This window comes from Trinickia sp. (genome assembly GCF_051954495.1).
In the GTDB taxonomy this organism is placed as follows: domain Bacteria; phylum Pseudomonadota; class Gammaproteobacteria; order Burkholderiales; family Burkholderiaceae; genus Trinickia.
In genome coordinates, this window is sequence record NZ_JBQCHR010000052.1 from 83,786 (window position 1) to 99,523 (window position 15,738).

14 protein-coding genes are annotated in these 15,738 nt (G+C 64.1%); 8 read left to right on the top strand and 6 right to left on the bottom strand.

Annotation, left to right across the window (positions count from 1 at the left end; translation table 11 throughout):
* Window positions 1-98 precede the first annotated feature (98 nt).
* Together ACTHNR_RS08505 and ACTHNR_RS08510 are read left to right on the top strand one after the other, a co-directional pair.
* Entirely contained in the window at window positions 99-866 is a 768-nt protein-coding gene (locus ACTHNR_RS08505) for a LysR family transcriptional regulator (protein ID WP_440547132.1), read from the top strand.
* 128 nt (window positions 867-994) lie between these two features.
* Window positions 995-1,699 carry an ABC transporter ATP-binding protein gene (locus tag ACTHNR_RS08510; RefSeq protein ID WP_440547133.1) on the top strand — a complete coding sequence of 235 codons (705 nt, stop codon included), beginning with the start codon at window positions 995-997 and terminating at the stop codon, window positions 1,697-1,699.
* 308 nt (window positions 1,700-2,007) lie between these two features.
* On the opposite strand, the gene ACTHNR_RS08515 is transcribed toward ACTHNR_RS08510, so the two are convergent.
* Entirely contained in the window at window positions 2,008-2,721 is a 714-nt protein-coding gene (locus tag ACTHNR_RS08515) for an autoinducer binding domain-containing protein (RefSeq protein ID WP_440547134.1), read from the bottom strand.
* Window positions 2,722-3,400: 679 nt separating this feature from the next.
* Here ACTHNR_RS08515 and ACTHNR_RS08520 point away from each other — a divergent pair.
* Together ACTHNR_RS08520 and ACTHNR_RS08525 are read left to right on the top strand one after the other, a co-directional pair.
* The gene (locus ACTHNR_RS08520; RefSeq protein WP_440547135.1) at window positions 3,401-6,517 is read left to right on the top strand and encodes a transglycosylase domain-containing protein; all 3,117 of its coding nucleotides are present in this window, start codon (window positions 3,401-3,403) and stop codon (window positions 6,515-6,517) included.
* Window positions 6,518-6,643: 126 nt separating this feature from the next.
* The gene (locus ACTHNR_RS08525) at window positions 6,644-6,850 is read left to right on the top strand and encodes a CsbD family protein (RefSeq protein WP_440547136.1); all 207 of its coding nucleotides are present in this window, start codon (window positions 6,644-6,646) and stop codon (window positions 6,848-6,850) included.
* A gap of 68 nt (window positions 6,851-6,918) precedes the next feature.
* Here the strand turns inward: ACTHNR_RS08525 and ACTHNR_RS08530 are convergent, their stop codons facing one another.
* Window positions 6,919-7,821, bottom strand: coding sequence for a LysR family transcriptional regulator (locus ACTHNR_RS08530; protein ID WP_440547157.1), 903 nt, complete (start codon window positions 7,819-7,821; stop codon window positions 6,919-6,921).
* Between the two features lie 127 nt (window positions 7,822-7,948).
* Here ACTHNR_RS08530 and ACTHNR_RS08535 point away from each other — a divergent pair, with 127 nt between their 5' ends.
* From ACTHNR_RS08535 to ACTHNR_RS08545, 3 genes are read left to right on the top strand one after another with little or no spacing between them, the layout of a single operon-like run.
* Entirely contained in the window at window positions 7,949-10,072 is a 2,124-nt protein-coding gene (locus ACTHNR_RS08535; RefSeq protein ID WP_440547137.1) for a 3-hydroxyacyl-CoA dehydrogenase NAD-binding domain-containing protein, read from the top strand.
* Window positions 10,072-11,280, top strand: coding sequence for an acyl-CoA dehydrogenase family protein (locus ACTHNR_RS08540; protein ID WP_440547138.1), 1,209 nt, complete (start codon window positions 10,072-10,074; stop codon window positions 11,278-11,280). Before ACTHNR_RS08535 ends, ACTHNR_RS08540 begins: the two co-directional genes overlap by 1 nt.
* 12 nt (window positions 11,281-11,292) lie before the next feature.
* A complete protein-coding gene (locus ACTHNR_RS08545) occupies window positions 11,293-12,456 on the top strand; it encodes an acyl-CoA dehydrogenase family protein (protein WP_440547139.1) in 1,164 nt (387 codons plus the stop codon).
* Between the two features lie 75 nt (window positions 12,457-12,531).
* On the opposite strand, the gene ACTHNR_RS08550 is transcribed toward ACTHNR_RS08545, so the two are convergent.
* Entirely contained in the window at window positions 12,532-13,413 is an 882-nt protein-coding gene (locus ACTHNR_RS08550) for a helix-turn-helix domain-containing protein (RefSeq protein ID WP_440547140.1), read from the bottom strand.
* Between the two features lie 183 nt (window positions 13,414-13,596).
* Between ACTHNR_RS08550 and ACTHNR_RS08555 the strand changes: the two genes are divergently transcribed.
* On the top strand, window positions 13,597-13,965 hold the full coding sequence (locus ACTHNR_RS08555; RefSeq protein ID WP_440547141.1) for a nuclear transport factor 2 family protein: 369 nt from the start codon (window positions 13,597-13,599) through the stop codon (window positions 13,963-13,965).
* Window positions 13,966-14,121: 156 nt separating this feature from the next.
* Here the strand turns inward: ACTHNR_RS08555 and ACTHNR_RS08560 are convergent, their stop codons facing one another.
* The 3 genes from ACTHNR_RS08560 to ACTHNR_RS08570 all read right to left on the bottom strand — a co-directional run bounded on the left by ACTHNR_RS08560 (window position 14,122) and on the right by ACTHNR_RS08570 (window position 15,737).
* Complete coding sequence (locus ACTHNR_RS08560) at window positions 14,122-14,412, bottom strand: hypothetical protein (protein WP_440547142.1); 291 nt, start codon at window positions 14,410-14,412, stop codon at window positions 14,122-14,124.
* 553 nt (window positions 14,413-14,965) lie between these two features.
* Entirely contained in the window at window positions 14,966-15,211 is a 246-nt protein-coding gene (locus ACTHNR_RS08565; protein WP_440547143.1) for a hypothetical protein, read from the bottom strand.
* Window positions 15,212-15,461: 250 nt separating this feature from the next.
* Window positions 15,462-15,737, bottom strand: a complete 276-nt coding sequence (locus ACTHNR_RS08570) for a hypothetical protein (protein ID WP_440547144.1) — start codon at window positions 15,735-15,737, stop codon at window positions 15,462-15,464.
* Between the last annotated feature and the right edge of the window lies 1 nt (window position 15,738).

Consider the following 15,738-nt stretch of genomic DNA (forward strand, 5'->3'; position numbering starts at 1 on the left):
TGGACGCGGCCGCGCCCATCGCCATGAAGTGCCTATTTGAGCCGAAGCCGTGCCTCGACTCAACCTCCTCTCCCATCACTTTCGCATGAGGTAAACGCATGACAACGCCTCTCGTTCGACTTGCGCCGCTCGATTTGATCCGCGGCTTCGTCGCGGTCGGCCGCCGCATGAGCGTAACGCTCGCGGCGGAGGACCTGTGTCTGACCCAATCGGCGGTCAGCCGGCAGATTCACTCGCTCGAGGATGCACTCGGCGTGTCGCTCTTCCACCGCGGCTATCGGTCGATCTCGTTCACGCCCGCGGGCGAGCGCTTGTTCCGCACCGCCGACAGCGTCGTGCGCCAATTGCAGGACGCGTTCGACGCCATCATGCGGCCCGCCGAGCGCCGGCCCGTCACTATCACGGCGAGCATCGGTCTGGCTGCGTTGTGGCTGCTGCCGCGGCTCCCGGAGCTGCAGCGCCGCTACCCCACGCTCGACGTACGCGTCGCGGCCAACGACAAAGTACTCGATTTGCGCGCCGAGGGGATCGATCTGGCGATTCGCTGCGCCAGCATAGCCGGTGCACCGTCCGGCGCGACGCGTTTGTTCGACGAGGCGATCCCGCCGGTCGCGCATTCGTCGCTCGCGATCGACCAACCCCACCCCGATGCCCCCGCACAGCATGCGTCGATCGAATGCGCGAGCGGCCACGCCTACTGGCTGATTCAAGCCGACGCGGCCGCGCGGCAAGAGGTGCGCGACGTCGCGCAGTGGCTCGCCGAGCAAGCACGCGCGGTTAGGCCCGTGCCCGCAAGAACGGCAAGCATGGAGGCAGCCCAACCACGCGACGCCGCCGAGCGCGTCGCACTCTCGCAAGCAGGATAGAAGTGAGACGTCAACACCACCATTAATGGTAGTTGCCGCTCCCGTGTGCCGCGGGTGAAATCGACGGCGGTTGAGTACGGCGCCCGACCACGCAGGCGGGCGCGACTCCCTTCCGGAGGTGACACCCGATGCGCATGCCGCTGCTGCAAATCGAATCGCTCGCCGCCGGCTACGGCAAGAGCGAAGTACTCGACGATGTCTCGCTTGCCCTATCCTCGGGCACGCTCGCCTACGTGCTGGGCGCGGGGGGCGCAGGCAAGACAACGCTCTTGATGACGATCGCGGGCCTGTTGCGCCCCAAGCGCGGCGCGATCCGTCTCGACGGCGAGGACATCCGGCGCAAGCGGCCGAGCGAACTGCTGGCGCGCGGCATCGCCTACGTCCCGCATAACCGCCTGCTGTTCAGTTCGTTGTCCGTGCGCGACAATCTGCTCGCCGGCGTGTGGCGAGAAACCGACCGACCGCGCATCGAAGCGGATGCCGCGCGCCTCGCGCAACGCCTGCCCTTTCTGAAAACGTACGAACGTCAGAGCGCCTGCCGGCTCACGAACGGCGAGCGGCAATTGCTTGCGATCGCGCGCGCCCTGATGTCCCGGCCGCGGCTGCTCCTGCTCGACGATCCCTTCGACGCATTGGCGCCCGCCGAGACGAAGCGGGTGGCGGGTTTCGGTGCGGAACTCGCCGCCGAGGGAACCGCTGTGGTGATTGCGCAACGAACCGCATCGACGGATGCATCGCCAACCGAGCAGGCCTACCTGCTCGACGGCGGGCGTCTGAGCCGCTCCGCGGCCCTGGGCGCTTCGGCGGCGCCAGGACGCTCGTCCTCGCTTTGAAGCGCGTATCACGCCGGCGTTTTCGTGCTTTTCCTCGGATGCTGATAGGGATCCGCGTGCTCATGCGCGAGCCAGCCGCACGGTCAATGAATAAAGCACCGAACGATTCGCATGACGCGGACACATCCAAGCATTCGATAATTATCAGCGAGTCGATTTTCGCAAAATCGCAAAGATATGCAGCGTTTATAATCCGAATTGGACATAAACAGGGAGATGCCGGCTGCCGCCGAACCCGAATAATTGGCCTCACGCCGGGAAAATCAGACCATCGACGCGCCGATAGCTTCGGCGCGTCTCTCGAGCGGTCATTGAAGCAACCCGAGCATCGCTGCGCGCACGACGGCGGCCGTCTTGTTCGTGGTTTTGAGCTTGGTCACCGCGTTCTTCACGTGAAAATTGACGGTGTCGACCGAGATGACGAGGATCTTCGAGATCTCCCCCGACGTTTTGCCGTCTGCTGCCCACTTGAGCACCTCGACCTCGCGGTCGGTCAGCCCGCGCTCCGGGTCGGCCATCAGCGTCGGCATCAGCACGCGCTTGAGCGACAAATGCGCGGTGCTGACGAGCCAACGCATCTTGACCTCGTTCTCGGCCAATTCGTCCGGCGTGAGCGGCCGGCTCGAGCGCGCGAGCGTCAGCATGCCGCCCACGCCGCAACTGTCGAACGCCGACTGCGCCCAGCCATAGCGCAGCCCGTGCGACTGCGCCTCGCGCCACAGCTCCGGCACGCCGGAAAACAACGCGTCGCTCCAGACGATCGGCGATTGCGACCGGCGCGCATGCTGTACGGTCGGGTCGATGTCGAAGTAGCGCGCGTCTTGGTAGCGCTTCTTCCACGCCTCGGGATAATTGCTCAGCAAACGCGTTTTCGGCTTGGACAGCGGCCACGGCGCCCGCAAGCCATAGGCGCAAAATTCGAAGCCCAAACCGCGTGCCGCGGCTTCGATTTTGCTGAAGATCTCCGTATCGGAGCCCGTGCGATTCAACTCGTGCAACAAGTCCTCGGCCCAGCTTTTCATTTATGCCTCCTTGTCGTCGCGCAAGCCCTGCGAGCGACCCGCGCGATACCGGAACGGACGCCCGCGGCGGCCGAAGTATCGACATCCTGAGTGCAGCTCCCGCGACTCGGCGCAGGCCGAGCCGCGGCTCTCGGTGAGATGCACGCCAAAGGCTCTTCTATATTTCCCTACCGAAACATCGATAGACTGATTTAAACGAACGCAATCATCGCACATTTTTGGTCATTGCGAATTCGAGGCAAACCTCGTTAGCCGCATAGCCGTCCAAGGCGAGAAATTAATACCGCGCGATAATGCAATTCAGTCAAGATCGACGTCATATTTACGCAGATTAGACGTACCGATTTTGCATATATGCATCGTGAGTCACGCCGTTCGTACTCGGCGCCTGACGCTGCGCCGGCGCTCGAAGCATCCGGGCTTGCGCATTGCTCACACGAAACGGTGGGAACGCCGGCGGCAAGGGAACGCGCGAAACCGAAGCCCGATTCGTGCGCCAGAACACACGATGGCCCCTGCACAGGCGTTCGGCGCACGATTACACTAGTACGAGCGTCGTCAGCGCGCCATCGCGCCACGACGCGATGGCGCGCGGCGGCCGAGAGCCGTCGCGACGCGTCGCGGCGGCGGCGAAAGGCGAAAGCGCGCTCGGGGGCGACGCTGCCCAGGGAGCCTGATCATGAATCGCCCGCTCGCCCGCCTGCCCTTGCGCTACATCGCCACGATGTCGCCGGGCGCGCGATGGAAATGGCTCACGCTCGTCGGCATTGCCGCGCTGGTCGGCGTCCTCGCCTATGGGGTCTCGCTCGAAATGCAGACCTCCCGTCTACAGGCGCGTTACTTCGCGAATATCGGTCGACAGATATCGTTTTCAGTCGAACCCGGGGCGAGTGACAGCATTCGATTCCCCTCGCCGGGCGGACCCTACGACGTGCGTTTCGGCTATGCGCGCATGCCCGATTTCGAAGCGCGATTGCGAGCACGCGGTTTTGTCGTGACGAGTCAGGCCCGCGATTCGTCGATGATGAAATCCGTCGCCGACCAAGGCCTGTTCATCCCCTACGCGGAAAAGGATCAGGCCGGGCTGCGCCTGTTCGACGAGCAAGGCGTGCCGCTATTTAGCGCCCGCTACCCCGCCCTCGCCTATGCCGATTTCGATTCCATTCCGCCCTTGATCGTGGGGTCGCTGACGTTCATCGAGGATCGCTATCTGCTCGATGCGAGCCAGCCGGACCGCAACCCGGCCATCGATTGGGGCCGGTTCGGGCGCGCGCTGTGGGATCAGGCGCTTCGGCTCGTCAACCGCCATCAGTCCACCCCCGGGGGAAGCACGCTAGCCACGCAGACCGAGAAGTTCCGGCACTCGAAGGGCGGACGCACCGCGACGCCGCCCGAAAAGCTGCGCCAGATTGCGTCGGCTTCGGTGCGCGCGTATCTAGGCGGAGAAAACACGACCGACGCCCGCAAAGCCATCGTCGTGCATTACCTGAACACCGTGCCGTTGGCCGCACGGCCCGGCATCGGCGAAATCGAGGGGTTGGGCGACGGCTTGACGGCTTGGTACGGCCGCGACTTCGGGGAAGTCAATCGCCTGCTTGCACAGGCGGGCGCCGAGACCGGCAACGGCCCGCTCGCACCGGGGGTACTGGCGGAGCAAGCGTTGGCGTTCAAGCAGGCGCTTTCGCTCCTGATCGCCCAGCGCGCGCCGTCGTATTACCTCGTGCGCAACCACCCGGCCCTCGAACGGTTGACCGACAGCTACATCCGCGTGCTGGCCGCCAACGGCGTCATTTCGGCGCCGCTGCGCGACGCCGCGCTTGGGGCCTCGCTCGAGTTGCACCAAGCCGTGCCGCCGAAGCCGGCTACCTCGTTCGTCGCACGCAAGGCCGTGACGCTCGTGCGCTCGCAATTGCAGCAAGCGCTCGGCGTGAACGGGTTCTACGATCTCGACCGGCTCGACCTCACCGTGCATTCCACGCTGAACGCCGCGGTGCAGCGCGTCGTGAGCGAACGGCTTGCGCAGGCGGCGACCGTCGACGGCGCCAAAGCGGCGGGCTTGTATGGGTTCGAGATGCTGCGCACGGGCGACGACCCGTCCAAGATCTCCTTCAGTTTCGCCCTATTCGAACGCACGAACGGCGGCGATGTCGTGCGTGTGCAGACCGATAGCGTGAACCAGCCGTTCGACATCAACGGCGGTGCGCGGCTCAACCTGGGTTCGACCGCCAAGCTGCGCACGGTGATCACCTATCTTCAAATCGTGTCGGCGCTGCATGCGCGCTACGCGCCGCTCAGCAATGCCGAGTTGAAACACGTCAGCATCGATCCGCTCGATGGGCTGTCGCGATGGGCCGTCGACTACCTTTCGCACACGAACGACAAGTCGCTGTCCGCGATGCTCGACGCAGCCGTCGAGCGTAAGTACTCGGCGAGCCCCGGCGAGACGTTCTACACCGGCGGCGGCGCGCAAGCGTTCTCGAACTTCGACAAATCCGACAACGGGCGGATTCTGACCGTTCGCGAAGCATTCCAGCATTCGGTGAACCTCGTGTTCGTCCGACTCATGCGCGACATCGTCCACTACGAGATGGTGAGCAGCGCCGGGCCCTCCGCGCACTGGTACGACGACCCCGCCACGCGCCGCCGTTACCTCGTGCAGTTCGCCGATGGAGAAAGCCTCGTCTACTTGCACCGGTTCTACGTGAAGTACCACGGCAAGTCGGCCGACGACGCGCTCGACACGCTCGTCGCCGATATGCGCAAGAGCCCGCCCAAGCTCGCCACGGCGCTGCGCAGCGTCGCACCCGACGCGTCGTTCGCGTGGTTCGCGCAGCACATGCGGGCCGCGCTCGCGCATACGCCGGCCGCATCGCTGTCCGACGAGGATCTCGCCAAGCTATACGCGAAGTACAGCGTGGATAAGTTCAACTTGAACGACCGAGGCTATATCGCGGGCGTGCACCCGATCGCGCTTTGGATGCTCGCCTATTTGCGCACGCACCCGAACGCGACCGAAGACGAACTGCGCAAGGCGAGCCGGGACGCGCGCCTCACGTCGTACGCTTGGCTCTTCAAGACACGCCACCATGCCACCCAAGACCGGCGCATACGTCGCATGGTCGAGCTGCAGGCCTACGAGGCCATCGGCAAATCGTGGCGCGCGCTCGGCTATCCTTTCGAGACGGTCACGCCATCGTATGCCGCCGCGATCGGCGCGTCGGGCGATCGGCCCGCGGCCCTCGCCCAACTGATCGGCATCCTGGCGAACGACGGCAAGATGCGGCGAGCACAAAGCGTCGACACACTCGAGTTTGCCGCCGGCACGCCGTTCGAAACGCATTTCGCCCACGCATCGAACCCCGGTCATGACGTCGTCTCGCCGGAGATCGCCTCGGTCGCGCGCGCCTTGCTGCACGACGTCGTTCAAGGCGGCACCGGCGCACGATTGTCGAGCGGGCTGCCGCTAGGCGACGGGCGCTCGCTTCCGGTCTACGGGAAGACGGGCACGGGCGATCAGCGCTTGAACGTCTATGCGCGCGGCGCGCGTCTCATCGAATCGCGCAAGGTCAATCGGACCGCCACGTTCGTCTTCGTCATCGGCGACCGTTTCTACGGCACGCTGACGGCATACACGCACGAGCCGTATGCCGCGCGCTACGACTACACGAGCGCCATGGCCGTGCAGTTGCTGAAATCGCTCGGCCCCGCGCTAGCGCCAGTCCTCGAAACGAACGAGGCGCCCGCGACCGCCGCCACGGCGCAAGCCGATGCCGCTGAGCGCCCCCCTGCGTTCTGACCCTCCGGGCGACGGAAGACCGTCGTCACCTTGCGTCGCCGCCTCCCGTGCTTAGCGCGCGGGGCGGGCACGCGCGTTGCGGATGAATCCGTGTCGCACGTGCGGCATACCGTAAAAGGAGCTCACATGAACAAGGACCAAGTGAAGGGCGTAACGGAAAAAGCGAAGGGCAAGGTGAACCAGGCGGTCGGGAAGGTGACCAACGACCCGGCTCAGCAAGCCAAGGGCGACCTCCAAGAAGCCGCCGGGGAAATCCGCAAGGGTTACGGCGACGCCAAGGAAGACGTGAAGGACGAGCTCAACCGCGACCGTGACGTGAAAAAGCACCACTAGTCGCCAGTTGGCGGCATCTTTCGCCGCGCGAAAGTTGCGCGGCGGAGCGCGGGGCGGGCCCGGCTAATTCAGCGGGCCCGCCCCGTTTTTCTGGCTTGTTCGAGGATGAAGTCGACGAACGTGGCCGCCGCGCGCGTCTGATGGCGATCGGGCATGTAAAGCAGGTACATCCGAGTGCCGAAGATACTCAGCCTCCACGCATCGAGCGTCGTCACGACCGCCCCGTTCGCCATATCTTCCTGCACCACGTAATCGGGGACGATCCCCACCCCGAGACCCGCGAGCACCGCCTGGCGCAGAAATAGAAAATTTTCCGAAATCAGCGTCGGCTCCAGCAGCACCTCGTGGCGATCGTCGCCCAGGTACGCCGCCACTCGCAGTTGTCGCCCGACGACAGCCGCGGTAATCAGCGGCGTCGTGCGCAGCGCATCCAGTTCAGTCGGCAATCCATGCTCGCTTGCATACGCCTGGGAGGCGCAGGCGACGTAGCGCACCGCGCCCATGTCGCGCGCAACGAGATTTTGGGGCGGTTCGGACATGACTCGCACCGCGATGTCGACCTCGTCGCGCAGTAGATCCTCGACACGGTTTTCAAACATGACGTCGAGCACGATGCCCGGGTGCAGGCGCTTGAACTCCAGCAGCCAGTCGGCCATGACGAGTTGGCCATAGCCGCTCGGTACGGAAAGACGCACGCGCCCTTGTAGCGTTCGGCCGAGCGTTTCGACCGTCTCCTGCGCCGCTTCGAGCGCGCGACGGATGGCGCGGCCGTGCTCGACCAGCCGCAATCCCGCCTCGGTCGGCTCGACACGCCGCGTGGTACGGCGCACGAGCTGCAGCCCGAGCGTGCGCTCGAACTGATTGAGGTGGTAGCTGACGTTCGCCCGCGTCATCTTGAGCCGGCGCGCCGCCTCGCTCAGATTGCCGGCCTCCAAGATCTCCACCAGCAAAGAGAGGGAATTAAGGTCCATAACGCGGAGGGCTTGCAGCATTGATCGTCAAATTTCCTTTGACAGTCTGTCAATGCCTGCGCGGATTGTCAATTGCCGCTAGCCCCCTGACAATCCGGAGATCGTCCACCTCTCCCGCCTCACGCCCATGACTCCCTCATCCGCCTCCCCCGTCGTTTCTCGGAACCTGCACGGCAACATCCTCGTCGTCACGATCGACCACCCGAGCGTCAACGCCCTGAGCGTCGACGTGCGGCGCGCTCTGGTGGAAGCGATCGAGGCTGCGGAGGTCGATCCCGCCGTCGCGGCCGTTCTCATCGTCGGCGCGGGGCGCAATTTCATCGCCGGCGCCGACATCCGCGAGTTCGGCAAGCCGCCGCTGCCACCGCTGCTGCCGTCGGTGTGCAACCGCATCGAGGCGTGCTCGAAGCCGGTGGTGGCCGCGATCCACGGCGCCGCGCTCGGCGGCGGCCTCGAAGTGGCTCTGGCCGCGCATTACCGGCTCGCGGTACGTGGCGCCAAGCTCGGCTTGCCCGAAGTGCAGCTCGGGTTGCTGCCCGGCGCCGGCGGCACGCAGCGCGCGCCGCGGCTGATCGGCGCCGCGCAAGCGCTCGACCTGATGCTCTCGGGCCGCCACGCACGCGCGGAGGAGGCGCTCTCGCTCGGCCTCGTCGACCGTCTCGGCAGGACGGACGACATCCTCGGCGAAGGCCTCGCCTATGCGCGCGAATTGCTCGCCGCCAAGGCGGGCGTGCGGCCGACGCGGGCTGCGACGGCGCTCGCCGATACACAAACCGCCCGTGCCGCCATCGAAACCGCGCGCAAGGAAACAGCCGCGCGCATGCGGGGCCTCTTTTCGCCGCTGAAGATCGTCGATGCCGTCGAAGCCGCACTGACGCTGCCGTTCGACGAGGGCCTCGCCCTCGAGCGAAAGCTGTTCGTCGAGTGCCTCGAAAGCCCGCAGCGCGCCGGGCTCATTCACGCATTCTTCGCCGAACGCGAAGTGGCGAAAGCACCTGAAACGAAAGCGGCGACGCCGCGTCCGATCGCGACGATCGGCGTCGTCGGCGGCGGTACGATGGGGGCAGGCATCGCCGTCGCCGTGCTCGACGCGGGACTGCCGGTCACGATGATCGAACGCGACGACGAAGCGCTCGCACGCGGGCGCGGGCACATCGAACGGGTCTACGACGGCCTCGTCGCGAAAGGCCGCATCAAAGCCGAGGCGAAGGATGCGGCCCTCGCACGCTTCACGGGCAGCACATCGTACGATGCACTTGCCGGCGTGGACCTCGTCATCGAAGCCGTGTTCGAGGACATGTCCGTGAAGCAGGCCGTCTTCACCGAACTCGATCGCGTCTGCAAGCGCGGCGCGATTCTCGCCACGAACACCTCGTACCTCGACATCGACGAAATCGCGGACGCTACCTCCCGCCCGAGCGACGTCATCGGCCTGCATTTCTTTTCGCCGGCCAATGTCATGAAGCTGCTGGAAATCGTCGTCCCGTCGCGGGTCAGCGCGGAGGTCGTCGCCACCTCGTTCGAGCTTGCCAAGCAATTGCGCAAGGTGCCGGTGCGCGCCGGTGTATGCGACGGTTTCATCGGCAATCGCCTACTCGCTGTCTACCGCACCGCAGCGGACTACTTGATGGAGGACGGCGCATCGCCTTATCAAATCGATCGCGCGATGCGCGAGTTCGGTTATCCCATGGGCCCTTATCAAGTGGTCGACCTCGCCGGCGGCGACATTGGCTGGGCCGCGCGCAAGCGTCGCGCACCCACGCGCGACCCGCGCATGCGCTACGTCGAAATCGCCGATCGGCTTTGCGAACGCGGCTGGTTCGGCCAAAAGACCGGGCGTGGTTTTTACCGGTACGAACAAGGCTCGCGCAGCGGCACGCCCGATCCCGAAGTCGAAGCGATCATCGAAGCCGAGCGTGTGCGCGTGGGCGTTTCGCCGCGTAGCTTCACCGACGAGGAAATCGTGCGCCGCCTGATGTGCGCCGTCATCAACGAAGCGGCGAACGTCGTGCGCGAAGGCATCGCCTTGCGCCCGCTCGACGTCGACGTCGCGCTGATCTACGGCTATGGTTTTCCGCGCTACCGAGGCGGCCCGATGAAGTACGCCGATATGCTCGGGTTGCCGACCGTGCTGGCGGAACTGACGCGGCTGTCGCAAGAGGACGCGTTCTTTTGGCGGCCTTCGCCGCTCATCGTCGAACTCGTCGAACGGGGGGCCGGCTTTTCGAGCTTGAACGGCACGGCGGCTTAATGGATCTCACTTTCACCGAGCAAGAAGAAGCGTTTCGCAGCGAGGTCAGACGCTTTCTCGACGAGCGCTTGCCGGCGCACACGGCGCACAAAGTCAAACATGGGTTGAGGCTGACCCGTGAGGATATGGCCGAGTGGCATGCGATTCTCCATGCGCGCGGATGGCTCGCGAGCCACTGGCCGCGCGAGTATGGCGGCTCCGGTTGGAGCGCCGTCGAGCGGTTCATCTTCGACAACGAATGCGCGTTGGCGGGTGCGCCGCGCATCGTGCCGTTCGGCGTGAACATGCTGGGCCCCGTGCTGATCAAGTACGGCAGCGAGGCGCAAAAGCGGCATTGGCTGCCGCGTATTCTGGACGGCAGCGATTGGTGGTGCCAAGGCTATTCGGAGCCGGGCGCGGGCTCCGATCTCGCTTCGCTGTCCACGCGCGCCGTTCGTGGCGTGGATGCCGACGGCGAGCACTATATCGTCAACGGTCAGAAGACATGGACGACGCTCGGGCACTACGCGAACATGATCTTCTGTCTGGTACGGACGGCCACCGATGTGCGCAAGCAGGAAGGCATCGGCTTTCTCCTGATCGACATGCGCACGCCGGGCATCGAAGTGCGCCCCATCGTCACACTCGACGGCGAACACGAAGTGAACGAAGTCTTCTTCACCGACGTTCGTGTGCCCGTGGCCAACCTCGTCGGAGAAGAAACCCGCGGTTGGACTTATGCGAAGTACCTGCTCACTTACGAACGAACCAATATCGCAGGCGTCGGGTTCTCCGTAGCAGCGCTCGAACGGCTGGAACGCGCCGCGGCGAAGATCATGCACCGGGGGCGCCCGCTTGCCGAAGACCCGCTCTTCGCGGCTCGCCTTGCGCGCATCGCGATCGATTTGGACAACATGAAGACGACGAACCTGCGCACGATCGCGGCGACGGCGGGCGGCGGCGCGCCGGGCGCCCAAAGCTCGATGCTGAAAGTGCGAGGCACGCAGATCCGTCAGGACATCGCCGCGCTGATGCGGCGCGCGCTCGGCCCTTACGCTCAGCCGTTCGTCGACGAAGCGTTCGACGACGGCTACGAGGGCGAGCCGCTGGGCCCGTTCGACGCCCCCGATGCAGCCAAGAGCGACTTCAACAACTACAAGCTTTCCATCTTCGGCGGATCGAACGAGATCCAGAAGAACATCATCGCAAAAGCGATCCTCGAACTCTGAGCGGACCCGACGATGAACTTCGAATTGACCGACGAGCAACGCATGCTTGCCGACGCGCTCGCGCGTTTCGTCTCCGAGCAGTACCCCTTCGACACGCGCCAACGCCATGCATCCTCTTCCGATGGCTTCGATCGGGCGATGTGGCGCCGCTTCGGCGAGCTTGGGGCGATCGGGGCGTTGTTCTTGCCGGAACACGGCGGGTTCGGCGGCGCGGGTGACGACATCGCCGTCGTGTTCGAACACCTGGGCCGCGGGCTCGTCGTCGAACCGTTCCTAGGCGCGCTCGTTGCGGGTCGCGCAATCGCGTTGGGCGGCAACGAGACGCAGCGCGCTTGGCTCGGCGGGCTGATCGATGGTGAAACGGTGGCCACGTTTGCCTTTGGCGAGCCCAATTCGCGCTACGAACTCGCGCGCGTGAGCACGAGCGCGGCCCGCGCGAACGATGGCTGGCGCTTGAACGGCGAAAAAGCGGTCGTTCTTTGCGGCGAGGCGGCCGACGGCTTCGTCGTTTCCGCGCGCACGAGCGGCGCCGTCGACGACGAACAGGGCATCTCGCTGTTTTGGGTGCCGAGGGAAACCCCCGGATTAGCCCTGCGCGGCTATCCGCTGATCGACGGCGGTCGGGGCGCCGAACTCCTGCTGCGCGAGGTCGCGTTGCCTGCCGACGCACTACTCGGCCCGCTCGACGGCGGATTCGCACTGCTCGAGACGGCGGCCGGCTTTGGCCTGCTTGCCTTGTGCGCCGAAGCGCTGGGCGCGATGGAAACCGCATTCGCCGCCACGCTCGACTACTTGCGCACGCGCCGCCAGTTCGGTGTGCCGATTGGCAGCTTCCAAGCATTGCAGCACCGCATGGCCGATCTTGCGATCGATCTTGAACAAGCGCGCTCGGCTGTCATCAACGCCGCTGCCGCGCTCGATACGCGGCGGCTCGTACGCGAGCGTGCTCTGTCTGCCGCCAAATACACCATTGGGCAAGTCGGCACGCGCCTCTCGCGCGAAGCCGTGCAACTTCACGGCGGCATCGGCATGACCTGGGAGCTGCCGCTCGCGCACTACGCCAAGCGGCTCGTGATGATCGACCATGAACTCGGCGACGAAGATCACCATCTTCAGCGGTACATTGCCCTCGGGATCGACGCCGCTCAGGCATCTCGACAGGATGCGACGGCATGAGCCCATCGCCTTCCGACGCCGCCGCATCGCTGCCGTTGTCCGGCCTACGCGTGCTCGACCTTTCGCGTTGAAGCCCTAACCGGCGCTGCGCTTATCCAGGCGTTCGCCTTGTTGCGACGCGTGGTAAGCACGCAGCGCATCCCCCGTGGCCGCATCGGCCGGAAAGAATGCTTCGATGGCGAGTTCGGAGAGCGTAACGTCGACGGGCGAACCGAAAACGGTCGTCGTGCTGAAAAACGAAAGCACGCCGATGTCGGTGCGCAGACGAAACGGCACGACGACATCGGCAAGCGGCGCCGGCTCGCGGCTCGGTTCGAGATCCGCGCCGGGCGGCGCCGGGTAAGCGGCGAGTTCCTCGACGAGCGCCGCGAGCGTCGTATCGCCGCTCGCTTGCGCCTGCCGCTCCACGCGTTGCAGCACGTGCGCCCGCCAGCCGGCCCAATCGACGATATGCGGGGCGAGACCCTCGGGGTGCAGCGAGAGGCGTAACACGTTGACGGGCGGCTCGAGCAGACGGGCCGCTGCACGTGCGACGAGCGGCGCGAGCGCACGGTTGGCGGCCACCATCGTCCAATGCCGGTCGATGGCGAGCGCGGGATACGGCTCGTGCCCGCGTAGAACGAGTTGGACCGCTTCACGCGCCGCATCGAGTTGCGGATCGCTCAACGCGTGCTCCGCGTACAGCGGCGCGTAGCCGGCAGCCACGAAGAGCGCGTTTCGCGCGCGCAGCGGCACATCGAGTTGCTCGGCTAAATGCATGAGCATCTCGCGGCTCGGCTGTGCGCGCCCCGATTCGACGAAGCTCAAATGGCGCGTCGAAATCTGCGCTTCGGTGGCGAGCACGAGTTGGCTCATGCGGCGGCGCTGACGCCACTCGCGAAGCAAATCGCCCACTGGGCGGATGGAGCGTTGCGAGGCGGGGCGCGAGACGCGCGATGAGGTCAAGGTCGAGTTCATGACGACGATCATAGCGAAACGGCGCGCCGATTCCATTACCTCTCGCGTAATCGACGACGATCGATCGATATCCGAAGCTTCGGTTCAAGCGCCGAGCGGTTCGAACGAAAGAGCGAGCCGGCGAACGCGCCCCAGCGATACGGCCTTGGCCGTCACATCATCCACGAAGCTTTGGAGCACACCATGACTGCACATCTCGATCTCGTCGACCGCTATTTCGCCGCCTGGAACGAAACCGATACGTCGCGCCGCCGCGCTTTGATCGCGCAGACGTGGGCCGAGGACGCGTCGTACGTCGACCCGCTGATGACCGGCAAAGGACACGACGGCATCGATGCGATGATGGGCGCCGTGCATGAGCGCTTCCCCCAGCATGAATTTAGGCTCAACGCCGCCGTCGACGGTTTCGGCAACCACGTGCGATTCTCGTGGAACCTCGTCGCACCGGGCGGCGAGCCCATCGTGAAGGGCTCGGATTTCGGCGTCGTCGACGCGGCCGGGCGGTTCAAGAGCGTGACGGGTTTTTTGGATTCGGCGCCTGAGGCGGCGTGAGGGGACACGGCGGATGGGCGGTTTGACGGCTATCCGCTGTGTCGGGGCTTCGCTTTTGCAGGGGGCTTTCGGTCGACTGGGGGGGGCTTACGATCGTCGCTTTCTTACCAATACCCGTCACGTCCTTCCAGGCAATGATGTCCGAGCCGTTGATGTTCAGCGCGTTGCCACGCACGCAGATAAACTCCGCCGTTCGTGCTGCTGATTAGCCCACACTCGCGCTGGACGATTCGTTAGTGCTTCTCCTCCTATCGGTATCCGTGCTGCGCAATAGATCGACTCGTTATAAGCAAACCATGCAAACAGCAGTAGCGCCATCGTCATCGTTGATTTCAGCCAATATAAGAACTTCGCCCCAAATGAATTCCCCACATTTTTACCAAAGAGCAGAAACGTAATCAGAGGAACTGCAAGAGCGATTGCTACTGTACCAATTTCCATGCTCATTTTTTCGGCTCCCCGAGCTGATCCCAAGTATTTCTTATCCCCCACCAAGGATTGGTGGATGGATCAAACATAGGATCAACCGATCGAGCCAATCCGGTCGTATTTCCCAACGGAACGCCTATTTGCTTTCCAGCAGCAATCGTCCCCGTCTTTGTCACGAAGAGAACGCTTGATTTCATTAACGAACTGGTACCACCTGCCCATGCGCTCAAGGTTTGGCCGTAGATTCCCCCCAGAGCTCTGCCATAAAGTCCACCGATTGTTTCGGCCGTGGTCAAGGGACTCCCAGACAAATAGCTCAACCCAAGCGTTGTCGCCAACCCAGAAGCCGCCGCTTTACAAGCAACTGGCCCTGCAACCAGGCAGGCAACACTCGTTGTAGCGAGCTTTCCGAAGCGTTCATACTGCAAGTTTTCCTGCCGCAACTCAGCATCCGTCAGGCCACTCCCGAGTTGGCTCTGCGCCAGATCATAGGCCGTCTGATTTGGCTTGATGTATTCGCTGTTGTAATCGTGATTCGCATACTGCGGATCGTTTTTGTAGCCGTGGCAGTTCAGGTTTTGGCACCAACGATGCTACGGATCTCGTAATCGTGTTTGCCGCCCGACGTCTTCGCCGGCTGCTTATCCGAATTTCGCAGCATCTCCGCGACGATCCGCCCTTCGGCCTCTTGTTCACTGATGCCCAATTCCCTCACAACAGTTTTCGCATGCCGCTTCGCAGCGTCGTATTCGCTCTGGTGCAACTGCCTGTTGAACCGATCGGTAGGTTTCATGAAATTGGAAGCTACATGAACCATGGGCCGAACTCCGCCGGTTCGTCGCTCAGCATGCCCGCTCGTCGCAACCGGCTGGGCAGAAATCGGGCCAACAAGATTCCGACTACCAGCAACATGGGAAGGCCAATCAGCAGCATTGCCTCGTTGTCTCCCAGCCTAAACGCGATTCGGCACAAGCCGGCCACAATGAAGGACCAGAACCCCGCGCCAACGAATACAAACAATCCGACCGTAACCCAGATTTCCAACGTAGCGTAAAGCCGTCTCCAGTTCATTCTCCATCTCCCGTTTGACGCATGTCGTTGATCACCGCCGCCCCTTTAGAGCCAACGCCGAGCCACAACCAGCCTTGCGTGACGTCAGCCGGAATAGGTTTCTTGGTCAGCGGGTTCAACATCGGGTTATCGATGCGCGGCACCGATACCCCGAACATCGAAGCTGGGCGGTTTAATCCGTCACCAATCCCGATCTTCAGCGGAACGCGCGCCCGCAGTGCCAACGCAGCAGTTCCGAAATTCAGCACATCGTATGCCGTATCGCCCCACACC